Genomic DNA, 25,079 nt, shown 5'->3' on the forward strand with positions numbered 1-25,079 from the left:
CCGGGTTCCATTCCGGGGCAACTCAAATATTTTGCACGTACCCGTCAGTCGGTACTCAGGCGTCCACAGCCGGTGCACAGCGGCGCATACGCCCCGGCGCGCGGTGTCGTCACGCGCGCCGGAGCGGTGTGGGAGGGGACACTACCGGGCCGCTGCCCGACTTCGGGCACCGCCCCCCTCCCCCGGACGCGGCCGTGCCCGGCAGGGGGCGCGAACTCGTCCGGGGCCGTCCGGCGCGAGCACTGGACGCCGGGCGCGAAGCGCAGTTCCCTGGCTACGGGGGGCTGTCGTCCAGACAAGGAATGGGGCCTCGTCCATGACACCCACGCTCGTCCCGCACCACCCCGCGCGCGACTGGGCCGAGATCCAGGAACGGATGCTCGTCCCGCTCTACGAGGCCGTCTACGCACGGCTCGGCGTGGGGCCCGGCACCCGGCTGCTCGGCCTGGACTGCGGCACCGGCCTCGCCCTGCTGATGGCGGCGGCCCGCGGGGCGGTGGCCGCCGGGGCGGAGCGGGACCACGCGCGCGCGGAGCTGGCGAGGGTCCGGCTCCCGGAGGGCGTGACGGTCGCCTCGGAGGTGCCCGGGGACGGCCCGTACGACGTGGTCACCTCCTTCCACGCCGCCGACCGCACCTCCTTCGGGCCGGGCGACCTCACCCGGGCGGCCCAGCCGGGCGCGGCGGTCGTGCTGGCCGGCTGGGGGCCGCCGGAGCGGTGCGCGACGGAGCCCCTGCTGCGGCTGGCGGACCGGCTCGCGGACCGGCGTCCCTCCCCCCGCACGGATCTCGGCGCCCTCGTCGTCCGGGCCGGGCTGCGGCCGGTGGGCTCGGGGCGGGTGGCCTGTCCCTTCGGGTACGCGGACGAGGCGAGCGCGGTGCGCGGGCTGCTCTCCACCGGGGTCTTCGACGCGGCCGTGCGGACGGCCGACCCCGCGCAGGTCGAGAAGGAGATCGGGGAGGCGCTGGCCCCGTACCGGCGGGCCGACGGCACGGTGTGGATGCCGAACGCCTTCCGGTACGTGGTCGCGCGCGTGCCGTAGGGGGAGGGGGGCGGGCGGCTCAGGCGGGCGGCTCGGGGTTGGGCCCGACCCCGGGCTCGGGGGCGTCCGGGGCGGGGCGTTCGATGCCCGCCGCGCGGTAGGCCGCGTCCTCCTCCAGGGTCTCGTCGGCGAGGAGGGCGGTGGAGAGGGCGTCCAGCTTGTCGCGGTGCTCGTTCAGGAGGCGTACGGCGTCCTCGTAGCACTCGTCGACGATGCGGCGCATCTCGGCGTCGACGGTGTCGAGGGTCGCGGGGGCGGCGGAGAGGCCGTACGCCTGCTGGGCGTCGCTCGGGATGGCGGTGAGCCGGCCGACGGTCTCGCTCATGCCCCAGCGGCCGACCATGCCGCGGGCGATGTTGGTGACCTGTTCCAGGTCGCTCTCGGCTCCGGTGGTGATGACGCCGAAGACGACCTGTTCGGCCGCCATGCCGCCGAGGGCGCCGATGATCCGGCCCCGCAGATACTCCTCCGTATAAGCGTATTTATCGGCGTCGGGTGTGGACAACGTGACGCCGAGGGCGCGGCCTCGGGGCACGATGGTGATCTTGCGGACGGGGTCGGCGCCGGGCTGGAGCATGCCGAGGAGGGCGTGGCCGCTCTCGTGGTAGGCGGTGCGGCGGCGTTCCTCCTCGGGCATGACGAGGGGGCGTTCGGCGCCGAGCTGGACCTTCTCCAGGGCGTCGGAGAGGTCGGACTGGGTGACGGCCTTCTGGTCGCGCTTGACGGCGAGGAGGGCGGCCTCGTTGGCGAGGTTGGCGAGTTCGGCGCCGGTCATGCCGGGGGTGGTGCGGGCGACCTGTTCGAGGTCGACGTCTTTGGCGAGCGGGATCTGCCGGGTGTGGATCCTGAGGATGGCCTCGCGGCCGCCGCGGTCGGGCGGGTTGACGTGGACGACGCGGTCGAAGCGGCCGGGGCGGGTGAGGGCGGGGTCGAGGACGTCGGCGCGGTTGGTGGCGGCGAGGACGATGACGCCCTCGGAGCCGGTGAAGCCGTCCATCTCGGTGAGGATCTGGTTGAGGGTCTGTTCGCGTTCGTCGTGGCCGCCCATGCCGGAGCCGCCGCCGCGGGCGCGGCCGATGGTGTCGATCTCGTCGATGAAGATGATCGCGGGGGCCACCTTGCGGGCCTCGGCGAAGAGTTCGCGGACGCGGGAGGCGCCGACGCCGACGATCATCTCGATGAACTCGGAGGCGGAGGCGGAGAAGAAGGGCACGCCGGCCTCGCCGGCGACGGCGCGGGCGAGGAGGGTCTTGCCGGTGCCGGGCGGGCCGGCGAGGAGGACGCCGCGGGGCATCTTGGCGCCCATGGCGCGGTAGGCCTGGGGGTTCTTGAGGAAGTCGACGACGTCGTTCAGCTCGCCCTCGACCTCGTCGATGCCGGCGACGTCGGCGAAGGTGGTGCGCTTGCCGCCCTCCAGCTCGACCGGTTTGGGCGGCTGTTTGCGGCCGAGCATGCCGCCGCCCCCGCCCATGCCCGCGCTCATCCGGCGGGCGATGAAGACCCAGAGGAGGACGAGGAGCAGCATCGGGGCGAGCGAGAGCAGGAGATTGGCGAGGAACGAACGTTCCTGCACCACTGGTTCGGCGGTGACGGTGACCTTCTGCTTGGTGAGCTGGGCCCACAGGTCGTCGTCGGCGAAGGCGGGCCGCTGGGTCTGGAACTTGGTGTAGTCGCCCTTGCCGTCGGGGACGGGCTGCTTGTTCTTGAGCTGGCCCTGGATCGCGTCGCCCTTGGAGTAGATCTTGGTGACGTTCCCGGCCGCGACCTGCTTGTCGAACTCGGTGTACGAGATCGTCGGCCCGTCGCCCTCGTTGAAGAAGGAGAGCACCACGTTGGCGATGAGGTAGACGGCGAGGGCGGTGAGGACGAGGCTGCCCCAGCCGCCCGGCATCCGCTTCTTCGGCGCCGGGGGCGGCGGCGCCCCTTCCGAGCGCCAGGGCTGGTCGGTCCGGTCGCGCGGGGGTACGGGGTTGGCCACTGGGCTCTCCTCGGGGCGGCAGTGGCCTCAGTATCGAAGATCGCGACAAGGGCGGCATTCCGGGTGGTCCGGGCGGACGAAGAAGGGCCCGGTCCGGTTTCGCGGAGGCGAAACCGGACCGGGCCCTTCCCCAGGGGGGCCGGTGTCAGCCCATGAACTTCTTGAACTCGTCCGGCAGCTCGAAGTCCTGCGGGCCCTGGCCGGCGCCCGGCAGGCCGAAGGCACCGCCCTGCTGGGCCTGCTCCCGCTTCTCCTGGGCGGCCTGCTCCTCGGCCTTCCGCTTCATCGGGTTGCCGCTCTTGCGCTTGCCCTTGGCCTGCTTGATCTGCTTCTTCTGCCGGCCGGGGCCGCCGCCCATGCCCGGGATGCCGGGCATGCCGGGCAGGCCGCCGCCCTGGGCCATGCGGGACATCATCTTGCGGGCCTCGAAGAACCGCTCGACCAGGCCCTTCACGGCGCTGACCTCGACGCCGGAACCCTTGGCGATGCGGGCGCGGCGGGAGCCGTTGATGAGGGTCGGGTCCTGGCGCTCGGCCGGGGTCATCGACTTGATGATGGCGGCGGTGCGGTCCACGTCCCGCTCGTCGATGTTGGCGATCTGCTCCTTCATCTGGCCCATGCCGGGCAGCATGCCGAGGAGCTTCGAGATGGAGCCCATCTTGCGGACCTGCTCCATCTGGGCGAGGAAGTCGTCCAGGGTGAAGTCCTGGCCCTTCTTCGACGCGAGCTTCGAGGCCATCTTGGCGGCCTCTTCCTCGTCGAAGGTCTGCTGGGCCTTCTCGATGAGCGACATCATGTCGCCCATGCCGAGGATGCGGGACGCCATGCGGTCCGGGTGGAACGCGTCGAAGTCGTCCAGCTTCTCGCCGTTGGAGGCGAACATGATCTGCTTGCCGGTGACGTGCGCGATGGAGAGCGCGGCACCGCCCCGGGCGTCGCCGTCGAGCTTGGAGAGCACGACGCCGTCGAAGCCGACGCCGTCGCGGAAAGCCTCGGCGGTGTTGACCGCGTCCTGACCGATCATGGCGTCGACGACGAAGAGGATCTCGTCGGGGCTGACGGCGTCGCGGATGTCCGCGGCCTGCTGCATCAGCTCCTGGTCGATGCCGAGGCGGCCGGCGGTGTCGACGATGACGATGTCGTACATCTTGGTCCGCGCGTACTCGATCGAGTCCTTCGCGACCTGGACCGGGTCACCGACGCCGTTGCCCGGCTGCGGGCCGTAGAAGGCCACGCCCGCGCGGTCGGCGACGACCGAGAGCTGGTTGACGGCGTTGGGGCGCTGGAGGTCGCAGGCGACGAGCAGCGGGGAGTGGCCCTGGCCCTTCAGCCAGAGGCCGAGCTTTCCGGCGAGGGTGGTCTTACCGGCACCCTGGAGACCGGCGAGCATGATCACGGTGGGCGCGGTCTTGGCGAACCGCAGGCGGCGGGTCTCGCCGCCCAGGATGGACACCAGCTCGTCGTTGACGATCTTGATGACCTGCTGGGCGGGGTTGAGGGCCTGGGAGACCTCCGCGCCGAGCGAGCGCTCCTTGACCTGCTTGATGAAGGAGCGGACGACCGGAAGGGCCACATCCGCTTCGAGCAGGGCGATCCGGATCTCGCGTGCGGTGGCGTCGATGTCCGCCTCGGACAGACGGCCCTTGCCGCGGAGGTTCTTGAAGGTCGCTGCAAGGCGGTCGGAGAGGGTATCGAACACGGCGGTCGCGGATCCTCAGGTGTCGTGGGCGGTCGGATTGCCCTCCAGGGTATCGGGCCGTCCGGCGGGTGTGGCCCCGGCCGCCCGATCCGGTGTGCTCCGGACGTCCGGGGCGGCCCTCATCGCAGCGCCTCCTCCAGCGCCCGGGCCAGGTCGACGGCCTCCTCGTCGGGGAGGAGGGAGCCGTCGGGGCGGGTCACGTAGAGGGTGTCGACGGCGTTGGCGCCGAGGGTGGAGACGTGGGCGCTGCGGACGCGGACGGCCGCTCCCTCCAGGGCGCGGCCGATCCGGTGCAGCAGTCCCGGGGCGTCCTGGGCGCGGACCTCCAGGACGGTGGCGAGGCGGGACTCGGCCGGGGCGACGGTGACGCGGGGCGGCGGGGCCTGGACGCCGCGGCGGCGCGGGTAGGCGGCCTCGCGTTCGGCGAGCCGGGCGGGGATGTCGAGGGAGCCGTCGAGGGCGCGCAGCAGGTCGGCGCGGAGCCGGTGGCCCTGGGGCAGGGAGCCGTACTCGGCGGCGACCCGCCAGTCGAGGACGAGGACGGAGCCGGGGCCGGGGCCGGGGCTGAGCGCGGCGGGGAGCTCGACGGCGCGGAGGTCGGCGGCGCGGACGGTGAGCCGGTGGAGGGCGAGGACGCCGGCGACGGCGGGCAGGACGCCGGGCTGGTCGGGGAGGGCGATGAGGAGCTCGACGCCGACGGGTTCGGGTTCGTCGGGGTCGAGGGGCTGTTCGCCCTGCGCGTGGAGGGCGAGGACGGGTTCGCCGGTGCGCAGGGCCTCGACGGCGAGGCGTTCCTGTTCGGCGCTGGGGGCGGCGGCCTCGGGGTCGGGGAGGGGTTCGCCGGCGAGGACGCCGGTGACGCGTTTGACGAGGTCGGCGACGAGGGAGGCGCGCCAGGCTGACCAGGCGGCGGGGCCGGTGGCCAGCGCGTCGGCCTCGGTGAGGGCGTGGAGGAGTTCGAGGGTGCCGACGGTGCCGACGGCGGCGGCGACGGACTCGACGGTGGCGGGGTCGTCGAGGTCGCGGCGGGTGGCGGTGTCGACGAGGAGGAGGTGGTGGCGGACGACGGTGGCGACGGTGGCGGTGTCGGTGCGGTCGAAGCCGATGCGGGCGGCGAGGTCGCGGGCGATGGTCTCGCCGGCGACGGAGTGGTCGCCGGGCCAGCCCTTGCCGATGTCGTGGAGGAGGGCGGCGACGAGGAGGAGGTCGGGGCGGCCGACGCGGCGGGTGAGGGAGGCGGCGCGGACGGCGGTCTCCACGAGGTGGCGGTCGACGGTCCAGGTGTGGACGGGGTTGCGCTGGGGGCGGTGGCGGACGCGCTCCCAGTCGGGCAGGAGGCGGGTGACGAGTCCTTCGGCCTCCAGGGCCTCCCAGACGGGCACGGCGGTGGCGCCGGCGCCGAGGAGGGTGACGAGGGCCTCGCGGGCCTCGGCGGGCCAGGGCACGGGCAGCGGCTTGGCGGTGGCGGCGAGGTGGCGGACGGCGTGCGGGGAGAGCGGCAGGCCGTGCTGGGCGGCCGCGGCGGCGGCGCGGAGCGGGAGGGCGGGGTCGCGTTCGGGCCGGGTGGTCAGGGCCAGGACGGCCTCGCCGTCCATCTCGACGACGCCGTCCGCGAGCGGGGTCCTCTCGACGGGCGCCTTGGGACCGGTCCGGCCGCCGAGGAGGCCGCGGAAGCGGGGGCGGGCGGAGCGGGCCTTGAGGACACGGCCGACCTCGCGCCAGGTGACGTCGGAGGCGTACGTGACGGTGCCGGCGGCCTCGTACACCTCGCGGAGCAGGGTGTCGGCGTCGAGGAGGCCGAGTTCCTTCGCGACGGCGTCCTGTTCCTGGAGGGCGAGGCGGTCGGTGGCGCGGCCGGTGGCGAGGTGGAGGGCGTCGCGGGCGTCGAGGAGGCGGCGGCGGGCGGTGTCGAGGCCGTCGCGGGGGGCGTCGGCGAGCCAGGAGGCGGCGACGGCGCGCAGGGCCTGGACGTCGCGGAGGCCGCCGCGGGCCTCCTTGAGGTCGGGTTCGAGGAGGAAGCGGAGCTCGCCGGAGCGTTCGGCGCGGTCGCGGCAGAGTTCGGCGAGTTCGGGGAGGCGGCGGACGGCCTGGTTGCGCCAGTCGGCGAGGACGGTGGAGCGCAGGGCGCCGGCGAGGGCGGTGTCGCCGGCGAGGGGCCGGGCGTCGAGGAGGCCGAGCTGGACCTTGAGGTCGTCGGCGGCGGTGGCGCGGGCCTGGGCGGGGGTGCGGACCGAGTGGTCGAGGGCGATCCCGAGGTCCCAGACGGGGTACCAGAGGCGGTCGGCGAGGGCGGCGACGGCCTCCTGGGGGGCGGTGCCGTCGTGGAGCAGGAGGAGGTCGAGGTCGCTGCGCGGGGAGAGCTCGGCGCGGCCGTAGCCGCCGACGGCGACGAGGGCGACCCCCTTGGGCGGTGCGGCGGCGGCGAAGAGGGCGGCCAGCCAGTCGTCGGTGAGGGCGGCGAGGGCGGTGCGGCGGTCCGGTCCGGACGGCGCCCTCTCCTGGAGGAGCCGCAGCCGGGCCGCCGCGTAGCCGCCGGGTCCCTGTGCTTCGGTCGCGTCCTGCGGTTCGGGGGTGGTCACCGGCGGCTCCTTCGCTCAGCGGGGCGGCGGGGTGGGACGGTTCACGGCTCCGGGCACGGCCGCCCGGGGTCCTGCCTCCCGGGGCACGACGTCCTGGCACGGCCGCCGGGAGGGCACGGCCGCCGGGAGGGCACGGGACCCGGGTACGCGGCCCGGGCACGGGACCCGGGTACGGCTCCAGGGGCACGGAGCCCGGGTACGGCTCCGGGGGTACGGCCTCCGGGACCGGAGGCCGTACCCCTGACCGGGGTGTTCCCGGAAGCCGTACCCCCTGGGGTGCCGCTTCTAGAGCGCGTCGGGTCCGCGCTCCCCCGTGCGGACGCGGACGGCGGTCTCGACGGGGACGCTCCAGACCTTGCCGTCGCCGATCTTGCCGGTGCGGGCGGCCTTGACGACGACGTCGATGAGCTGCTCGGCGTCCTCGTCCTCGACCAGGACCTCGATGCGGATCTTGGGGACGAGGTCGACGGTGTACTCGGCGCCGCGGTAGACCTCGGTGTGACCGCGCTGGCGTCCGTACCCGCTGGCCTCGGTGACGGTGAGGCCGTGGACCCCGAAGGCCTGGAGGGCCTCCTTGATCTCGTCGAGCCGGTGCGGCTTCACGACCGCGGTGATGAGCTTCATGCGTCCACCTTCTTGTTCTCCGTGACAACCGGCGCGGGGGCGGTGGCGCGCCCGGAGGCGCCGCCGCCGGCTCCGCTGAAGTCGTAGGCGGTCTCGGCGTGCTCGACCTGGTCGATGCCGGAGACCTCGTCGTCCTCGTCGACCCGCATGCCCATGGTCTTGTCGATGACCAGGGCGAGGATCGCGGAGACGACCAGGGAGTAGGCGAGGACGGCGCCGACGCCGACGGCCTGCTTGCCGAGCTGCTCCAGGCCGCCGCCGTAGAAGAGGCCCTTGGCCTCGGACTGGACGCCGCCGGTGGCGAAGAAGCCGACGAGGAGGGAGCCGAGGATGCCGCCGACGAGGTGGACGCCGACGACGTCGAGGGAGTCGTCGTAGCCGAACTTGTACTTGAGGCCGACGGCCATGGCGCAGACGAGGCCGGCGACGGCGCCGATGGCGATGGCGCCCAGCGGGGAGCAGGAGCCGCCGGCGGGGGTGATGGCGACGAGGCCGGCGACGGCGCCGGAGGCCGCGCCGAGGGTGGTGAAGGAGCCGTGGCGGAGCTTCTCGTAGGCGAGCCAGGCGAGCATGGCGGCGCCGGTGGCGACCTGGGTGTTGACGAACATGACGGCGCCGACGCCGTCGTCGTTGCCGAGCCAGGAGCCCGCGTTGAAGCCGAACCAGCCGAACCAGAGGAGGCCGGCGCCGAGCATGACCAGCGGGAGGCTGTGCGGGCGCATCGGGTCCTTCTTGAAGCCGACGCGCTTGCCGATGACGAGGATCACGCCGAGGGCCGCGGCGCCGGCGTTGATGTGGACCGCGGTGCCGCCGGCGAAGTCGATGACGCCCATCTCGAAGAGCCAGCCGCCGGCGCCCCAGACCCAGTGGGCGACGGGGAAGTAGACGACCGTGACCCAGAGGGTGATGAAGAGGGCCCAGGCGGTGAACTTGACGCGGTCGGCGAGGGCGCCGCTGATGAGGGCCGGGGTGAGGATGGCGAACATGAGCTGGAAGACGGCGAAGACGTACACCGGGATGGTGTAGCCGTCCCAGAGTTCGGTGACGCCGATGCCGCTGAGGCCGAGGTAGTCGGAGGACCAGCCGACGAGGCCGCCGGAGTCGGTGCCGAAGGCGACGCTGAAGCCGTAGAGCACCCACAGGACGGTGACGATCCCGAGGCTGATGAAGCTCATCATCAGCATGTTGAGGGTGGACTTGACGCGGACCATGCCTCCGTAGAAGAAGGCGAGGGCCGGGGTCATCAGCATGACCAGGGCGGAGCAGATGAGCATGAACCCGGTGTTGGCGGCGGACAGCTCGGGGGCGTCTGCTGCCAGGGTCGTGATGGCTGGTGCCATCGGCGTCTCCTCGTCGTCGGATGCGGCCTGTGCGGGGCGGGGCCGGCGGTGAGCGGCGGCCTGAGGGGTGGCCGGTTATGGGCCAGAGATTCGCGCAGCGCGGTTTCCGACGATGCCGCTCGATGTTTCGGGGCAGTGACGAAGGAGGGTGACGTGTTACGTGGCCGTGAACGCCCGGGGCACGGGGCAGCGGCGGACGTACGCTCCCGGCCCGGCGGACGGTTCCCGGGCGTACGGGAGGCGGGGCGCGGGGATCGCGGACGGGCCCGGGACGGGGGCCGGCCGCGCCGGCGTCCGTGTGTCCTGTGCGGCGGGGGAGCCGGTTCGGGCGGTACGGGACGGCCGGCGCGGCCGGGGCGGTGGGGCTCGTGGCGGTCCGGGGCCGGTCAGACGGCCTCGGCGGACTCGGGCAGGAGCTGGGTGAGCCGGTCGGTGAGGTCGACGACCTCGGCGACGTCGCCGAAGTCGCGGGCGGCGGTGTCGACGGTCTTGCGGAGCCGGTTGTTGACCCGCTCGGAGCGGATGGAGCGGGCGACCCCGAGGGCCTTCTCGGCGAGGACGACGGACTGCTCGGGTTCGCGCTTGAGCAGGTGGACGGTGGCCATGCCGATGAGGTTGAGGGCGTAGGACCGCTGGTGGTCGGGGTCCTTCCCGAAGAGGTCGACGGCCCGCTCCATGACCGGCTCGGCGAGGGAGGCGTAGGTCGGGGAGCGTCCGGCGACGTAGGCGAGGTCGCGGTAGGAGTGGGAGTTCTCGCCGTTGAGCTCGGCCTCGGTGAAGAAGCGGATCCAGTCGGGCTCGGGCTCTCCTTCGAGGCCGACGTCGGAGAAGGTGTCCTCGGCCATCCGGACGGCCCGCTTGCACTTGGAGGGCTGGCCCATGTTGGCGTAGGCGCGGGCCTCCATCGCATACAGCATGGCCTGGGTGCGGGAGGTGGCGCAGTCCCGACTGCCGTACTGGGCCAGGTGGATGAGTTCGAGGGCGTCCTCGGCGCGGCCGAGGTGGATCATCTGCCGGCTCATGGAGGAGAGGATGTACGAGCCGAGCGGCTTGTCCCCGGCCTCCTTGGCGGCGTGCAGGGCGAGGACGAAGTACTTCTGGGCGGTGGGCTGGAGGCCGACGTCGTAGCTCATCCAGCCGGCGAGTTCGGCGAGTTCGGCGGCGACGGTGAAGAGCCGTCTGGCGGTGGCGGGCGGCTGGGGCTCCTGGAGGAGGTCGGTGACCTCGTGGAGCTGGCCGACGACGGCCTTGCGGCGCAGTCCGCCGCCGCACTGGGCGTCCCACTTGCGGAACATGGCGGTGGTGGATTCGAGGAGGTCGAGCTCGATCTCGGAGAGCCTGCGGGGGCGGCGGCCGTCGGGGGCGGGGTCGGCCGGGACGGGGTCGCCGGCGGGGGTGGGCACCAGCCAGCGCTGCATGGGCTCGATGAGGGCGGGTCCTGCGGCGAGCTGGAGCGAGGAGCCGAGGAAGCCGCGCCGGGCGAGCATGAGGTCGCTGCGGGAGAACTCGCTGAGCAGGGAGACGGTCTGGGGCCCGGCCCAGGGCAGGTCGACGCCGGATACGGAGGGCGACTGGTGGGCGGTGCGCAGGCCGAGGTCCTCGATGGCGACGACGGAGCCGAAGCGCTCGGAGAACAGCTCGGAGAGGATCCGCGGGATGGGCTCGCGGGGTTGTTCGCCGTCGAGCCAGCGGCGCACCCGGGAGGTGTCGGTGGAGATGTGGTGCGCGCCCATCTGGCGGGCTCTGCGGTTGACCTGGCGGGCTAGTACTGCAACGGTGTTTGCTGTGACTGGTGGCCAGGTTATGGGGGTGTGTGGCCGCGTTGTTTGTAGTGGCTGATGCGGGCTTGGTGTTGTCGTCGGCGGCGCCAGGTCGACCAGTGCAGGACGTGGTCGACCGAGACCGGTCGGCGGTGGGTGAGGCGGTGGATCAGGCGTCTGAGCTCGGGAAGGCTGAGGGGGACGAGGCCGGAGGATCCGTTTCTGCTTTCCCGGCGTCGAGTTCGCGGGCCCGCAGCACGGTCAGGCAGGCATGGGCGGCCATGGCCAGAGTCATGTGTCGGTGCCAGCCGGGGTAGCGGCGGACCTGGTAGTCGTCCAGGCCGCACTCCTGCTTCGCGCTCTGGAAGCACTCCTCGACCGCCCACCGGCTGCCGGCGACATGGATCAGCTGGTCAAGTGTGGTGCCGGCGGGGCAGTAGGCGATGTAGTAGGAGATCTCCTCGGGCCGGCGGACACTGCGGCGGGCGATCACCCAGTGCCGCCGGTCCTCCCGGTGCCAGGGCCGCACCTCGACCCTGGCCCAGTCGAAGACCCGCGGTCCGTGGGCCCCGTTGCCGCAGGAACGGCGTTTCCACTTCTGTCTGGGCAGGTCGTGGAACAGGTCGTGAACCGGATGGTCCAGGGCCCAGCGGGTCACGACGGTGTCGTGACGGGTGGTGGCCATGACATGGAAGACATCCGCCCGCTCCAGCTCGGACCGCCAGCTTTTCGAGTAGCCGTAGCCGGCGTCCGCGGTCACCCACCCGAACGGAATCTTCTCCTCGATCGCCCGGCGGACCATCGCCCTCGCCATCGCGACCTTGGTCTCGAAGACAACCGTGTCGCCGATACCGGCCCGCCGGCACCGTTCACGGTCGTCGGTCCAGGACGCCGGCAGGTAAAGGCGCCGGTCGATCAGGGTGCGGCCGCGGCCGGTGGCATAGGCGAGGAAGACCCCGACCTGGCAGTTCTCCGTCCGGCCGGCCGTGCCGGAGTACTGCCGCTGAACCCCGGCCGACCGGACCCCTTTCTTCAGGAAGCCGGTGTCGTCCACGATCAGCACCGCACCTGGGTCTCCGAGGTACTCGACGACGTACTCGCGCACGTCGTCCAGCACCTCGTCCGCGTCCCATTCGATCCGGTTCAGGAGCCGGTGGAGCCGGTCCGGGCCCGCATGCCCGGCCTCCTCGGCAAGCGTCCAGCCGTTCTTCCGCTCCAGCGGAGCGATCAGTCCCCGCATATACGCAAGCGCCGACTCACGCGGCTCCGACCTGGCAAACCGGTGCACGAACCGCTCATGCAGAGACCTCAGTTCACCCGCCCACGACCGGGCATCAGCAAGTTCCCCACCCATGAACACACCAACGAACGACCTGGCCACCAGTCACGGCAAACACCGTTGCAGTACTAGTTCGCCCTTGGACCAGCCGCTGCGCACGAACCACGAGCCGAGCCGCTCGTTGGGGCGTTTGCCGACAGTCGTACCGTCTGCGCCGTTGCCGCCCACTGGAACGCCCCCCATCCACCTGATTGCCTGTCGTGCGAACCCCTATCAGAATGCCGCGTCCCGCGGCACTCCGCCCGGGGTTCCGACTCCTTCGAACGGGAAACCGGGTTGCCTCCGGCATACCCGCTCGTGCACGCGCCCCTGGGTTACGGGTACCGAAAGTAATCCTACGATCACCCCTCCCGTGAGGCCGTTTCAAGAAACGCCACCATTCGCCACCCCTTCGAATGAACTCGCCGGGCGCTCCACGCGATTCACTTGACATGCGAAGAACCGGAGTCGGCGGACAGAGGCGTGAAGAGGCGCGCGCCACCGTGCGCACCACCCCGTTCACGACCGTGCGCCACCCCGGGCGACGAGCCCCGGGCCGTGCGTCACGGTGCGTGACGGAGGTGTTCCGGGTCGTAACCACCGGCGCGTCCGACCCGTTGGAGGGGGCATGGGCTTCACGATCGGCGGCATCCGCGAGATGCGGTCCGGCACACGGCGCCGCGCACGCACGACCGAGTGCACGGCGGTGACCGAGTACACCGGACTCTGGGGCTGGGACGTCCAGCCCGGCGCGCGGGCCGTCTCCGGCCGGTGCTCCTGCGGCGACCGGGCCTGCGCGGCCCCCGGCGCGCATCCCCTCTCCTTCGCGCCCCCCGTCCCGGCGGGCGCGTCGCTCGACGAGGCGGCCGGGGCGTGGGCGGAGCATCCCGGGGCGGCGCTGCTGCTGCCGGTGGGCCGCGCCTTCGACGTGATCGAGGTGGCCGAGGCGGCGGGCCGGCGGGCGCTGGTCCGGATGGAGCGGATGGGGCTGCCGCTGGGCCCGGTCTGCGCGACCCCGACCGGGCGGGCGCAGTTCTTCGTCGCGCCGGGCGCGGCGGCGGAGCTGCCGAGGCTGCTGTACCGGATGGGCTGGGACGACGCGGACCTGGACCTGCACTGTCTGGGGCCGGGCAGCCACATCACCGCTCCCCCGTCGGACCTGGGCGGGTTCGGGCCGGTGCGCTGGCTGCGGCCGCCGACGCTGGACACGGCGGGGGCGCCGCCGCAGGCCCGGCTGCTGCTCGGCACGCTGGCGTACATGTGCCATCGGACGCACGCGTAGCCGGATCCACCGGGCGCGCACGCGGGCGGACGCACGCGGAGGCGGACACCCGCCGGACACGCACGCGGGCGGCGCGGACGCGGGCGGACGCGGGCGGACGCGGAGAAGGGCCCCCGCTCCTGGACAGGAGCGGGGGCCCTTCCGTGTGCCGGTGCGGCGGTCAGTCGCCGATGAGGGCGTCGACGAAGGCGGCCGGCTCGAAGGGGGCCAGGTCGTCGGGGCCCTCGCCGAGGCCGACGAGCTTGACCGGGACGCCCAGCTCGCGCTGGACGGCGACGACGATGCCGCCCTTGGCGGTGCCGTCGAGCTTGGTCAGGACGATGCCGGTGATGTCCACGACCTCGGCGAAGACGCGGGCCTGGATGAGGCCGTTCTGGCCGGTGGTGGCGTCGAGGACGAGGAGGATCTCGTCGAGCGGGCCGTGCTTCTCGACGACGCGCTTGACCTTGCCAAGCTCGTCCATGAGGCCGGTCTTGGTGTGCAGGCGGCCGGCGGTGTCGATGAGGACGACGTCGGCCTTCTCGGCGATGCCCTCCTTGACGGCGTCGTACGCGATCGAGGCGGGGTCGCCGCCCTCGGGGCCGCGGACGGTGCGGGCGCCGACCCGGTCGCCCCAGGTCTGGAGCTGGTCGGCGGCGGCGGCGCGGAAGGTGTCAGCGGCGCCGAGGACGACGGACTTCCCGTCGGCGACCAGGACGCGGGCGAGCTTGCCGGTGGTGGTGGTCTTGCCGGTGCCGTTGACGCCGACGACCATGACGACGCCGGGGACGTCCTCGGGGCTCTCGGTGTGGACGGTGCGGTCGTAGTCGCCGAGGAGGGCGATCAGCTCCTCGCGGAGCAGGCCGCGCAGCTCCTCGGGGGTGCGGGTGCCGAGCACCTTGACGCGCTCGCGCAGCCGGTCGACCAGCTCCTGGGTGGGGGCGACGCCGACGTCGGCGGTGAGGAGGGTCTCCTCGATCTCCTCCCAGGTGTCCTCGTCGAGGTGCTCGCGGGACAGGAGCGTGAGCAGCCCCTTGCCGAGCGAGTTCTGGGAGCGGGCGAGGCGGGCCCTGAGGCGGACGAGGCGGCCGGCGGTGGGCTCGGGCACCTCGATCTCGGGCGCGGCGGGAGCCTCCGGCTCCGCGGCGGCCGGGGGCGCCTCGGCGACGACCGGGTCCTCGACGGCGGCGGGGGTGCCGGTCGCCTCCTCGGCGGTCGGGAGGCCGACCTCCTCGACGGTGCGGCGTGGTTCTTCCCGCGGTGTCTCCGCCTCGTCGCCGACGTGCGGCTCGGCGGGCGGAGCGGTGATGGTCGGCGTGGTGGACGGCGGCTCGGCCGGCGGCAGCTGCTTCTTCTTGCGGCCGCTGATCACGAGCCCGCTCGTCACGGCGACCGCGACGACCAGAGCGATGACTACAGCAAGGATGAGTTCCATAACGCGTCCAGTATCGGCCACGACCCGCCCGGTGACGCCGTACGCACGCAGCGTGGGTCGTGTCCCCGTGCCGGGGGGTGCCGCCGGGCGGGGGTCGCGGCCGTTCTCATCTGACGATACGTCAGCTATGGTCGCCCCTCGCCGGCCGCCCAGTCACGGAGGGGACTCCCATGACCTTCAGCGTCGTACGGTTCAACCTCGTCGATCCCCGCGCCACCCCCGAGTCCCTCGCGGAGCGCTACCGGGCCGCCCTGGAGATGGCCGCGTACGCGGACGGGCACGGCGTGGACACCGTGCAGACCGAGGAGCACCACGGGGTGGAGAACAACTGGCTCCCCTCCCCCTTCGTCTTCGCGGGCGCGGTCTTCGGCGCCACCCGCCGGATCGCGGTCACCGTCTCCGCGGTCATCGGCCCGCTGCACGACCCGCTGCGGCTGGCGGAGGACATCGCGGTGCTCGACCTGCTGAGCCGCGGCCGGCTGATGACGGTGGCGGGGATCGGCTACCGGCCGGAGGAGTACGAGGAGCGCGGGGTCGACTGGGGGCGGCGCGGGAAGCTCCAGGACGAGCTCCTGGAGACCCTCCTGGCCGCCTGGACGGGCGAGCCCTTCGCGTACCGGGGCCGTACGGTACGGGTCACCCCGCGGCCCTTCACCCGGCCGCACCCGCTGCTGCTCGTCGGGGGCTCCTCGAAGGCCGCGGCGCGCCGGGCGGCCCGGCTCGGGCTGCCGTTCTTCCCGTCCGCGCACCTGCCGGAGCTGGAGGCGTACTACACCGGGCTGTGCGCGGCGTACGGCACCGAGGGGTGGACGATGATGCCGGCCCGGGAGACCCCGCTGCTGCACGTGTCGGAGGACCCGGACCGGACCTGGGCGGCGTACGGGGAGCACTTCCTGCACGAGGCGCGGACCTACGCCTCCTGGCAGTCGAAGGACATCCGGTCGGCGGTGCGGTCGGCGGCGGGGACGGTCGCGGAGCTGCGGGCGGAGGGGGTGTACCGGGTGGTGACCCCGGAGGAGTGCGTGGCGCTCGGGCTGGAGAGCCCGGTGCTGCACCCGCTGTGCGGGGGGATGCCGGTGGAGGAGGGGTGGCGGAGCCTGCGCCTGTTCTGCGAGGAGGTGCTGCCCCGCCTGGGGGCGTAGCCGTCAGCCCATCTCCTCCAGGGCCTTGCCCTTGGTCTCCTTGACGAAGAGGAGCACGAAGGGGATGGAGAGGACGGCGAAGACGGCGTAGATGACGTAGGTGCCGGAGAGGTTCCAGTCGGAGAGGGACGGGAAGCTGGCGGTGATGGCCCAGTTGGCGATCCACTGGGCGGAGGCGGCGACGCCGAGGGCGGCGGCGCGGATCCGGTTGGGGAACATCTCGCCGAGGAAGACCCAGACGACCACGCCCCAGGAGAGGGCGAAGAAGAGCACGAAGACGTGGGCGGCGACGAGGGCCACGACGCCCTGGGTGGTGGGGAGCTTGCCGTCGACGAGGTCGGCGGAGAAGGCCCACGCCTCGCAGGCGAGGGCGGCGGCCATGCCGACGGAGCCGACGAGGGCGAGCGGCCGGCGGCCGACCCGGTCGACGAGGACCATCGCGATCACGGTGCCGACGATGTTGATGATCGACGTGGTGAACGAGTAGAAGAACGAGCCGGACGGGTCGATGCCGACGGACTGCCAGAGCGTCGAGGAGTAGTAGAAGGCGACGTTGATGCCGACGAGCTGCTGGAAGACGGAGAGGCCGATGCCGACCCAGACGATGGGCAGGAGGCGGAAGCTGCTGCCGGGGACGAGGAGGTCCCTGAAGGTGGACTTGTGCTCCCTGCGCATGGCGAGCTCGATCTCGGCGACGCGGTGGTCGAGGTCGACGCCCTTGCCCTCGACCTCGGACAGCACCTCCTTGGCGCGTTCCTTCCTGCCCACGGAGATGAGGAAGCGGGGGGACTCGGGGATGGCGAAGGAGAGCAGTCCGTAGAGGAGCGCGGGGACGACCATCACGCCGAGCATCCACTGCCAGGCCTCCAGGCCGCCGATCTTGCCGCGCTGGTCGCCGTCGGCGAGCTGGAGGATGCCGTAGTTGACGAGCTGGGAGATGGCGATGCCGATGACGATGGCGGCCTGCTGGAAGGAGCCGAGGCGGCCGCGGTAGGCGGCGGGGGCGACCTCGGCGATGTAGGCGGGGCCGATGACGGAGGCCATGCCGATGGCGAAGCCGCCGACGATCCGCCAGAAGGCCAGGTCCCAGAGGGCGAAGGGGAGGGCGGAGCCGACCGCGCTGACGGTGAAGAGGACGGCGGAGATCTGCATGCAGCGGATGCGGCCGATGCGGTCGGCGATCCGGCCGGCGGTCGCGGCGCCGATGGCGCAGCCGATCAGGGCGATGGCGATGACCTGGGCGAGGGTGGCGGAGCCGATGTCGTAGCGGTCGCGGATGGCCTCGACGGCGCCGTTGATGACGGAGCTGTCGTAGCCGAAGAGGAAGCCGCCCATGGCGGCTGAGGCGGTGATGAAGATGACGTGGCCGAGATGGTCCGGGTGCGCCGCCCGGCCTTCGGAGGGCGGCGGGGAGGGCGCCTTCTCGGTGCTGGTCACGTGGGCTCCTCGGTGCGGCGGTCCTGTCGGTTGCTTCCTGGGGTTCCAGGAGGGTTCCGGTTACCCAGGATTCCCAGTGGCGCACACCTTCGGCCCGTCCACCACTTCAGCGGAGCCGCTGGCTGATGACCTTCGAGACCCCGTCGCCCTGCATGGAGACGCCGTAGAGGGCGTCCGCGACCTCCATCGTCCGCTTCTGGTGGGTGATCACGATCAGCTGGGAGGACTCCTGGAGCTCCCGCATGATCCCGATGAGCCGCTGGAGGTTGGTGTCGTCGAGGGCCGCCTCGACCTCGTCCATGACGTAGAAGGGGCTGGGGCGGGCCTTGAAGATGGCGACCAGCAGGGCGACGGCGGTCAGCGAGCGCTCGCCGCCGGAGAGGAGGGAGAGCCGCTTGACCTTCTTGCCGGGCGGGCGGGCCTCCACCTCGACGCCGGTGGCGAGCATGTCGTCGGGGTCGGTGAGGACGAGCCGGCCCTCGCCGCCGGGGAAGAGGCGGGAGAAGACGCCCTCGAACTCGCGGGCGGTGTCGCGGTAGGCCTCGGTGAAGACCTGTTCGACGCGCTGGTCGACCTCCTTGACGACCTGGAGGAGGTCGGCGCGGGTCTTCCTCAGGTCCTCCAGCTGTTCGGAGAGGAAGCGGTGGCGGTCCTCCAGGGCGGCGAACTCCTCCAGGGCCAGCGGGTTGACCTTGCCGAGCTGCTGGAAGGCGCGCTCGGCGGCCTTCAGCCGCTTCTCCTGCTCCGAACGGATGAAGGGGCGCGGCCGGTTGCGGGGGTCGTCGGGGTCCTCGGGGAGGGTCTCGCCCTCGGCGGGCGGGGACGGCGGGACGGGCTGGTCGGGGCCGTACTCGGCGGTGAGGGCGCCCGCCTCGACGCCGAACTCCTCCAGGGCCCGCGCCTCCAGCTGCTCGATCCGCAGCCGCTTCTCGGCGCCCAGGACCTCGCCGCGGTGGACGGAGTCGGTCAGCTTGTCCAGCTCGTCCTTGAGGGCGCGGCCCCGGGCGCGGGCGGCGGTGAGGTCCTGCTCGCGGTCGGCGCGGTCGGCGGCCGCGGCGGCGCGCTCGCGGCCGGCGCGTTCCAGGGAGACCTCGACGTGGGCGAGGAGGGTACGGGCTCCGCCGGCGACGGCGGCGGCGACGCGGGCCTCGTGGCGCAGGCGGGTGCGGCGCTGTTCGGCACGCGCGCGTGCGTCCCGTTCGGCGCGGGCGGCCCGGTCGAGGGAGTCGGCCCGGCCGGCGAGGGCCTTGGCCCGCTCCTCGTGGGTGCGGACCTGGAGGCGGGCCTCCAGCTCGGTCTGGCGGGCGGTCGCGCCGTCGAGGGCGAGCCGGTCGCGGACGGTGGTGTCGGGTTCCTCCTCGGCGGGGGCCTCCTCGGCGGCGAGGAGCCGTTCGGCCAGTTCCCCGGCCTCGGTCTCGGCCCGTTCCAGGGCCTCCTGGGCGCGGGCGACGGCGGCGGCGGTCCGTTCGGCCTCGCCCGCGGCCGCCCGGGCCTGGCCGGCGAGGCGGCCGAGTTCCTGGGCGACGGACGCCTTCTCCTTCTCGGTGCCGCGGCGCAGCGCGTCGAGCTCCTCCACGCGGGCGGCGGCGTCCCGGCGGCGCCCGGCGGCCTCCTCCTGGGCGCGGGCCAGCTCCTCGCACCGCGTGCCGAGGGCGGCGAGTTCGGCGGCGGCCTCGTCGACCTGGGTGCGCACTTCGAGGAGGCTGGGGGCGCCGGCGGAGCCGCCGTGCGCGTAGTGGGCGCCGAGCAGGTCGCCCTCGGCGGTGACGGCGGTGAGTCCGGGGTGGCGGCGGACGAGTTCCAGGGCCTCGTCGAGTCCGCCGACGAGGACGACGCCGTCGAGGAGGCGCCGGACGGCACCGAGGAGGCCGGGGGGTCCGTCGACGAGTCCGGCGACGGGCACGGTGCCCTCGGGGAGGGCGGCCGGGGGCTGTTCGGGGGCGGTCAGGAGGAGGGTGGCGCGGCCCGCGTCCTGCTTGCGCAGGAGGCGGAGGGCTTCGGCGGCCGCGGCGGGGCCGTCGGCGGCGAGGGCGTCGGCGGCGGCGCCGAGGGCGGCGGCGACGGGGACCTCGTGGCCGGGGACGACGGTGAGGAGGCCGGCGGCCGGGCCGAGGACGCCGGTGAGGCCGGCGGAGAGCAGGGCTCCGGTGCCGTCCTTGCGGCGCAGGCCGAGGGCGAGGGTGTCGTGGCGGGCGCGGACGGCGGCGCGGCGGCGTTCGGCGTCGGCGGCGGCCTCGCGGGCGGCGGTCAGGTCGGCCTCCGCGGCGGCGAGGGCGCGGCGGGCCTCCTCGTGCCGTTCGCCGTGGGCGGTGTCGGTGGCGTCGAGGCCGTCGACCTCGGCCTTGAGGAGTTCGTACTCCTCCTGGGCGGTGACGGCCCGTTCGGCGGCGGCGTCGCCGGCGTCGGCGAGGCGGTCGATCTCGGCCCGGGCGGAGGCGGCGCGCGAGCGGGCGGCGTCGACCTGGCCGTGCAGCCGGGCGAGGCCCTCGCGGCGGTCGGCGAGGGCGCGGGCGGCGTCCTTGAGGCGCCGTTCCTCGGCGGCGAGGGCGCGCTCCAGTTCGGCCCGGTGCTCGACGGCGTCCTCCAGGGCCTGTCGGGCGGCCTCCAGGGCGGCCTCCAGCTCGGCCTCCTGCTCGCGGACGCGGGCGGCCTCGCGCTCCAGGTCCTCGGGGTCGCGGCCGCGCCGTTCCTCGGCGGGGGCGGCGGTGGCGCTCTTCACGCGCGCGTCGGCGAGGGAGACCGTGCCGCGGACGCGTTCGGCGAGCTGGGAGAGGGCGTACCAGCTCTGCTGGGCGCGCTCCAGTCGGGGGGCGAGGTCCCGGACGGCGGCCTCCAGGGCGGCCTCGTGGGCGAGGGCGGCGCGCAGCTGCTCCTCGGTGGCCTCCTTGCGGGCGAGGAGGGCGGCCTCGTCGGCGAGTTCGGCGCGCAGCGCCCCCTGGAGGCGGACGAGGTCGTCGGCGAGGAGGCGGAGGCGGGCGTCGCGCAGGTCGGCCTGGATGACGACGGCGCGGCGGGCGACGGCGGCCTGCCGGCCGAGGGGCTTGAGCTGGCGGCGGAGTTCGTCGGTGAGGTCCTGGACGCGCGCGAGGTTGGCCCGCATGGCGTCGAGCTTCCGCAGCGCCTTCTCCTTGCGCTTGCGGTGCTTGAGGACGCCCGCGGCCTCCTCGATGAAGGCGCGGCGGCCCATGGGGTCGGCGTGGAGCACGGAGTCGAGCTGTCCCTGGCCGACGATGACGTGCATCTCGCGGCCGATGCCGGAGTCGGAGAGGAGGTCCTGGATGTCGAGCAGCCGGCAGGTGTCGCCGTTGATCTGGTACTCGCTGCTGCCGCCCCGGAACATGATCCGGGTGATCGTGACCTCGGCGTAGTCGATGGGGAGGGCGCCGTCGGAGTTGTCGATGGTGAGCGAGACCTCGGCGCGGCCGAGCGGGGGCCGCCCGGTGGTGCCGGCGAAGATGACGTCCTCCATCTTGCCGCCGCGCAGCGACTTGGCGCCCTGTTCGCCCATGACCCAGGAGAGCGCGTCCACGACGTTGGACTTGCCGGAGCCGTTGGGGCCGACGACACAGGTGATTCCGGGTTCGAACCTCAGTGTGGTGGCGGAGGCGAACGACTTGAATCCGCGGAGCGTCAAGGCCTTGAGGTGCACGCCGGGGACTCTACCCGGGGTGTCGCGTTTCGCCCGTGATCGTGCAGGGCAGACCCTCGGGTGAACGGAGGGTGTGACGAGGGGGACGGGACGGTGGGGGACGGACGGTGAGAGCGGGCGGGGAAAGAAAAGAAGGGACGCCGAAGCGTCCCTTGCCTATTCAGCTGTTCCCACCTGAGCCCGTCGGGGCGGGTGTCAGGTGAGCGCAGGCTCCGCCTGGGGTACGTCGAGGTCGATGCGGTCGAGCAGCGACTCGCCCTGGTGCTGAGCGGCGGCCGCGGCGAGCGTGTCGTTCTCGGTCTGGATCCGTACCAGCTCGGATTCCAGATCCTGGACACGCTGCTGAAGCCGTCGCATCTCGGCGAGGAGTCGCGGGTCGGAGCCGCCGACGTAACCGAGAAGCGCCTTTGCCATGATGAGTGGTCCTCCACACTGAGTGACCGACCGATTGCGGTGTGGGTCGTGAGGGATGGATTCGCACCCGCGGTGCTCGGCAGTACCTGAGTCGTGCCGGTGTTCTACTGCCACACAGCTAAGGTGCGCGGGGCTTCCAGAGTCTCACCAAAAAGTTTGACGGTCAACACGATCACGCCCCGATCGGTGCGGCGGACGGGGAGTTCGCGGCCGCGTCGCAGGCGGCGGCGCCTCTCGACCCGTTGCCCCGGGGCGTGGCGATCATCCTTGTGCGGGAAGCCTGGCACGAGCGCCGAGTCTTGGCAACCACCAGGCGCTTCCCCTGTTCACCGGCGTTCATGCGCCCGTCGCCGGCCCCCGTCCGGGGCCCGCCGGGGCGTTCGGCGGGTGCCGGGCGGAGGGCCGGCGAGGGGGCCGGGAGGGCGGGGTCAGCGGATGGCGAAGCCGTCGTACCCGCCCCGGGGTGTGCTCCATATCTCGGTGACCCCGTCCACGCGGCCGGGCGTGTCGCCGGTCCGCAGCCAGTCGAGGAGACGGTGGCAATGGTCACTCGGACCCTCGGCCACCACCTGCACCCGGCCGTCGTCGAGGTTCAGGGCGAAGCCCGTGAGGCCGCCGATCTCCAGGGCGTTTGCCCTGGTGAACCAGCGGAAGCCCACTCCCTGTACCCGTCCGCGCACCCAGGCGGTCATCCGTACGTCGTCGCTCATGGCTGCACGCTAGCGGGCGGATTGCCCGAACAGCACGTCGCGGCGGCTTCCCATGGCGTACAGTCCGACGAAATGCGCCTCACCCACACGGGTGCACGTCTTTCGGTCATTCCCACGCAGCGTGACGCTCCGTGGCACATCCATGCCGAAAGCAAAGGCCGCAAAGACCCAGCAAAGAGCCAGCTCAGGGAGGCAGGGCAGATGGGACGCCACCGTCGCTCCGGCGCCGCGCCCGCCGAGGCAGACTACGCGACCGGCACCGACCACGGTCAGGGGGGTGCCCGCCGCAGGCGGCGCGGCCACCCCGTCCGCACGGGACTGCTCGGCGCCTCGGCGGCGGTCGCCGTCGGCGCCGTCGCGGTCGCCACGGGTCTCCTCCCGGGCGGCGAGACCCTCACCGCGGGCAGCGCGGGCAGCAGCCGGCCGGTCGCCACGGAGGCCCGGCAGGCCCCCGAGCTGACCACGCAGGGCGGGGCGACCCGGACCCCGGCGGACGAGTCGGCGGGCACCGGCACCCGTACGGGCACGGGCTCGGGTTCCGGCGGGGAGGCGCCCACGGCCGCACCGAAGACCCCGGCGTCCGCGTCGGCCTCCCCCAAGGCGGCCCCCAAAGCGACTCCCACGCCCACCCCCACGCCCGCCCCCACGAAGACCGCCGCCCCCTCCCCCACGCCGTCGAAGGCCCCCGCCCGGACCCCTGCGGCCCCCGCCACGCAGGCCGCTCCGAAGCCCTCGAAGGCACCGGCCACCACTCCGGCCGCCCAGGACTCCGCCACCCCCGCCCGGACCCAGGCCCCGGCCACGGCCCCGGCCCAGGAGGCCCGGACGAGCGAGGCGGCCGGGGCCGGTTCCACCGCCGACCGCGCGGACGCGGCCGAGGCCGAGGTGCTGCGCCTGGTGAACACCGAGCGCGGCAAGGCGGGCTGCTCCCCGCTGCGCCCCTCGGAGGACCTGGACCGGCTGGCCGGCGCCCTCAGCGCCGACATGGCGAACCGCTCCTTCTTCGGCCACACCGACCCCGACGGCGCCACCCCCTGGGACCGCGCCCGGGCGGCGGGCGTCACCGGCCTCGGCGCCGAGAACATCGCCCGCGGCCAGGTCGACGCGGCCGCCGTGATGGTCTCCTGGATGAACAGCGACCAGCACCGCGCCAACATCCTGAACTGCGACTTCACCACCCTGGGCGTCGGCGTCCACTTCGCCGACGGCGGCCCCTGGTGGACCCAGGACTTCGGCTCCTAGGCCACGCCTTCCGGAGCGACGACCCGCCCGCCCCACGCGCTCACTTTTCGAAAGCGCACTCTGGTGGCGAGCGGGTCGCGCGCGTACGGTGGAGGGCATGACCGACGATCTCGCCTTCGACGTGTTCGCGCGCGGATGCGCCTCGCGGGTGACGCTGGAGCACGTCACCGGACGCTGGGGCGGCCTCACCCTCGGGGCGCTGCACGAGGGGTCCTTCCGCTTCAACGAGCTGCGGCGCCGCGTCGACGGCGTCAGCGAGAAGATGCTGGCGCAGACCCTGCACGCCCTGGAGCGGGACGGACTCGTGCACCGGGAGGCGCAGCCGGTCAATCCGCCCCGCGTCGACTACCGGCTGACCCCGCTCGGGCGGGAGGTCGCCGAGCGGCTCGTCGGGCTGATCGAGCTGGTGGAGGGGCGGATGCCGGAGATCGTCGCGGCCCGGGAGGCGTACGACGCCGGGCGGGCGCCCGTCACGGGCTGACGCGCGGCGGGCGCTGGCAGCGCGGGCAGAAGTAGCTGGACCGGTTCATCCAGGCGCGGCGGCGCATCGGCGTGCCGCAGCGGCGGCAGGGCTCGTCCTCCCGGCCGTAGGCGTCGAGCGAGCGGTCGAAGTAGCCGGACTCGCCGTTCACGTTCACGTAGAGGCTGTCGAAGCTGGTGCCGCCGGCCGCGAGCGCCGCGTTCATCACGTCGCGGACGTGGCCGAGGAGCTCGGCCGAGCGGGGGCGGGTGAGGGTGGCCGTCGGCCGGTCGTAGTGCAGCTTGGCGCGCCACAGCGCCTCGTCGGCGTAGATGTTGCCGACGCCGCTGATCAGCGACTGGTCGAGGAGCGCCCGCTTGATCGTCGTGCGGCGCAGCCGGAGCGCGGCGTGGAAGGCGGCGTCGTCGAAGGCGGGGTCCAGCGGGTCGCGGGCGATGTGCCCGATGACGTCCGGCAGTCCGTCGGCGCTGTCGGGGGCCGTGTCGTGGAGCGAGAGGCCGCCGAAGGTGCGCTGGTCGACGAAGCGGAGTTCCGTGCCCGTGGTGTCGGCGAAGCGGATCCGGACGCGCAGGTGCTTCTCGTCGGGGGCGTCCTCCGGCTGCACCAGGAGCTGTCCGCTCATTCCGAGGTGGCCGAGGACGGAGCCGGCGCCGTCGGCGAGCGGCAGCCACAGGTACTTGCCCCGGCGGCGGGCCGGCTCGAAGCGCTGCCCGGCCAGCCGGGCGGCGAAGTCCGCGCCGCCCGCCGGGTGGCGCCGCACGGCCCGCGGGTGCAGCACCTCGACCCCGGCCACGGTCCGGCCGGCGACCCAGCGCTCCAGTCCGCGCCGGACGACCTCGACCTCGGGCAGCTCGGGCACGGCACTCCTCCGGAGGACGACGAAAACGGTGGTCCTCGCAGCCTACCGCCGTCCCGTCCCCGCCCGGTTCCCCCCGGGGCGGCGCCCGGAAACGGCTCCGCCCGCCCCC

At 73.5% G+C, this 25,079-nt stretch carries 17 protein-coding genes and 1 pseudogene; 5 read left to right on the forward strand and 13 right to left on the reverse strand.

The annotated features are described in order from the left end of the window. Positions 1-316: 316 nt before the first annotated feature. On the forward strand, positions 317-1,042 hold the full coding sequence (locus IE326_RS04555; RefSeq protein WP_150232027.1) for a class I SAM-dependent methyltransferase: 726 nt from the start codon (positions 317-319) through the stop codon (positions 1,040-1,042). Between the two features lie 19 nt (positions 1,043-1,061). Here IE326_RS04555 and ftsH read toward each other — a convergent pair whose 3' ends face one another. The 7 genes and pseudogenes from ftsH to IE326_RS04590 all read right to left on the reverse strand — a co-directional run bounded on the left by ftsH (position 1,062) and on the right by IE326_RS04590 (position 12,376). Further along, positions 1,062-3,020: an ATP-dependent zinc metalloprotease FtsH gene (gene ftsH / locus IE326_RS04560; RefSeq protein WP_190040887.1), complete on the reverse strand. Its 1,959-nt coding sequence runs from the start codon at positions 3,018-3,020 to the stop codon at positions 1,062-1,064. Positions 3,021-3,165: 145 nt separating this feature from the next. After that, the gene (gene ffh, locus IE326_RS04565) at positions 3,166-4,719 is read right to left on the reverse strand and encodes a signal recognition particle protein (RefSeq protein WP_150232023.1); all 1,554 of its coding nucleotides are present in this window, start codon (positions 4,717-4,719) and stop codon (positions 3,166-3,168) included. A 119-nt stretch (positions 4,720-4,838) separates the two neighbouring features. After that, entirely contained in the window at positions 4,839-7,298 is a 2,460-nt protein-coding gene (locus IE326_RS04570; protein ID WP_190040888.1) for a [protein-PII] uridylyltransferase, read from the reverse strand. Between the two features lie 285 nt (positions 7,299-7,583). Then, positions 7,584-7,922: a P-II family nitrogen regulator gene (locus tag IE326_RS04575; protein WP_015036464.1), complete on the reverse strand. Its 339-nt coding sequence runs from the start codon at positions 7,920-7,922 to the stop codon at positions 7,584-7,586. Further along, a complete protein-coding gene (locus IE326_RS04580; RefSeq protein WP_150232020.1) occupies positions 7,919-9,262 on the reverse strand; it encodes an ammonium transporter in 1,344 nt (447 codons plus the stop codon). The genes IE326_RS04575 and IE326_RS04580 overlap by 4 nt, the downstream gene beginning before the upstream one ends. 386 nt (positions 9,263-9,648) lie before the next feature. Continuing rightward, positions 9,649-11,028, reverse strand: a pseudogene (gene nsdA / locus IE326_RS04585) (transcriptional repressor NsdA); the annotation flags it as partial. Between the two features lie 163 nt (positions 11,029-11,191). Then, positions 11,192-12,376, reverse strand: a complete 1,185-nt coding sequence (locus tag IE326_RS04590) for an IS701 family transposase (protein WP_190040889.1) — start codon at positions 12,374-12,376, stop codon at positions 11,192-11,194. Between the two features lie 592 nt (positions 12,377-12,968). Between IE326_RS04590 and IE326_RS04595 the strand changes: the two genes are divergently transcribed. Beyond that, positions 12,969-13,622, forward strand: a complete 654-nt coding sequence (locus tag IE326_RS04595; protein ID WP_150232017.1) for a bifunctional DNA primase/polymerase — start codon at positions 12,969-12,971, stop codon at positions 13,620-13,622. Between the two features lie 160 nt (positions 13,623-13,782). Here IE326_RS04595 and ftsY read toward each other — a convergent pair whose 3' ends face one another. Continuing rightward, positions 13,783-15,036 (reverse strand): signal recognition particle-docking protein FtsY, encoded by a 1,254-nt coding sequence (gene ftsY, locus IE326_RS04600; protein ID WP_190040890.1) that lies wholly within the window; start codon positions 15,034-15,036, stop codon positions 13,783-13,785. A gap of 170 nt (positions 15,037-15,206) precedes the next feature. Here ftsY and IE326_RS04605 point away from each other — a divergent pair, with 170 nt between their 5' ends. Beyond that, the gene (locus IE326_RS04605) at positions 15,207-16,178 is read left to right on the forward strand and encodes an LLM class flavin-dependent oxidoreductase (RefSeq protein ID WP_190040891.1); all 972 of its coding nucleotides are present in this window, start codon (positions 15,207-15,209) and stop codon (positions 16,176-16,178) included. A 3-nt stretch (positions 16,179-16,181) separates the two neighbouring features. Here the strand turns inward: IE326_RS04605 and IE326_RS04610 are convergent, their stop codons facing one another. The 4 genes from IE326_RS04610 to IE326_RS04625 form a co-directional block, all read right to left on the reverse strand. Continuing rightward, positions 16,182-17,615, reverse strand: a complete 1,434-nt coding sequence (locus IE326_RS04610) for a sugar porter family MFS transporter (protein ID WP_150232012.1) — start codon at positions 17,613-17,615, stop codon at positions 16,182-16,184. A gap of 106 nt (positions 17,616-17,721) precedes the next feature. Beyond that, positions 17,722-21,264, reverse strand: a complete 3,543-nt coding sequence (gene smc, locus IE326_RS04615) for a chromosome segregation protein SMC (protein ID WP_190040892.1) — start codon at positions 21,262-21,264, stop codon at positions 17,722-17,724. Positions 21,265-21,459: 195 nt separating this feature from the next. After that, complete coding sequence (locus IE326_RS04620; protein ID WP_030759512.1) at positions 21,460-21,678, reverse strand: hypothetical protein; 219 nt, start codon at positions 21,676-21,678, stop codon at positions 21,460-21,462. Positions 21,679-22,106: 428 nt separating this feature from the next. Then, positions 22,107-22,388 (reverse strand): acylphosphatase, encoded by a 282-nt coding sequence (locus IE326_RS04625; RefSeq protein ID WP_150232008.1) that lies wholly within the window; start codon positions 22,386-22,388, stop codon positions 22,107-22,109. 201 nt (positions 22,389-22,589) lie between these two features. On the opposite strand from IE326_RS04625, the gene IE326_RS04630 reads away from it, so the two are divergent. After that, positions 22,590-23,630 (forward strand): CAP domain-containing protein, encoded by a 1,041-nt coding sequence (locus IE326_RS04630; protein ID WP_190040893.1) that lies wholly within the window; start codon positions 22,590-22,592, stop codon positions 23,628-23,630. A 97-nt stretch (positions 23,631-23,727) separates the two neighbouring features. Continuing rightward, positions 23,728-24,111, forward strand: a complete 384-nt coding sequence (locus IE326_RS04635) for a winged helix-turn-helix transcriptional regulator (RefSeq protein ID WP_150232006.1) — start codon at positions 23,728-23,730, stop codon at positions 24,109-24,111. On the opposite strand, the gene mutM is transcribed toward IE326_RS04635, so the two are convergent. Next, positions 24,101-24,970, reverse strand: a complete 870-nt coding sequence (gene mutM, locus IE326_RS04640; protein ID WP_150232004.1) for a bifunctional DNA-formamidopyrimidine glycosylase/DNA-(apurinic or apyrimidinic site) lyase — start codon at positions 24,968-24,970, stop codon at positions 24,101-24,103. The two genes, IE326_RS04635 and mutM, sit on opposite strands and share 11 nt — an antisense overlap. Positions 24,971-25,079: the final 109 nt, after the last annotated feature.

The organism is Streptomyces filamentosus, from assembly GCF_014654895.1.
Taxonomy (GTDB): Bacteria; Actinomycetota; Actinomycetes; order Streptomycetales; family Streptomycetaceae; genus Streptomyces; species Streptomyces filamentosus.

What these genes read in the sequence shown, in the direction of transcription:
- IE326_RS04555 (WP_150232027.1), top strand. Translation starts at nt 317, where the DNA reads ATGACACCCACGCTCGTCCCGCACCACCCCGCGCGCGACTGGGCCGAG.
- IE326_RS04575 (WP_015036464.1), bottom strand. Translation starts at nt 7,922, where the DNA reads ATGAAGCTCATCACCGCGGTCGTGAAGCCGCACCGGCTCGACGAGATC.
- IE326_RS04580 (WP_150232020.1), bottom strand. Translation starts at nt 9,262, where the DNA reads ATGGCACCAGCCATCACGACCCTGGCAGCAGACGCCCCCGAGCTGTCC.
- IE326_RS04590 (WP_190040889.1), bottom strand. Translation starts at nt 12,376, where the DNA reads ATGGGTGGGGAACTTGCTGATGCCCGGTCGTGGGCGGGTGAACTGAGG.
- IE326_RS04595 (WP_150232017.1), top strand. Translation starts at nt 12,969, where the DNA reads ATGGGCTTCACGATCGGCGGCATCCGCGAGATGCGGTCCGGCACACGG.
- ftsY (WP_190040890.1), bottom strand. Translation starts at nt 15,036, where the DNA reads ATGGAACTCATCCTTGCTGTAGTCATCGCTCTGGTCGTCGCGGTCGCC.
- IE326_RS04605 (WP_190040891.1), top strand. Translation starts at nt 15,207, where the DNA reads ATGACCTTCAGCGTCGTACGGTTCAACCTCGTCGATCCCCGCGCCACC.
- IE326_RS04620 (WP_030759512.1), bottom strand. Translation starts at nt 21,678, where the DNA reads ATGGCAAAGGCGCTTCTCGGTTACGTCGGCGGCTCCGACCCGCGACTC.
- IE326_RS04625 (WP_150232008.1), bottom strand. Translation starts at nt 22,388, where the DNA reads ATGAGCGACGACGTACGGATGACCGCCTGGGTGCGCGGACGGGTACAG.
- IE326_RS04630 (WP_190040893.1), top strand. Translation starts at nt 22,590, where the DNA reads ATGGGACGCCACCGTCGCTCCGGCGCCGCGCCCGCCGAGGCAGACTAC.
- IE326_RS04635 (WP_150232006.1), top strand. Translation starts at nt 23,728, where the DNA reads ATGACCGACGATCTCGCCTTCGACGTGTTCGCGCGCGGATGCGCCTCG.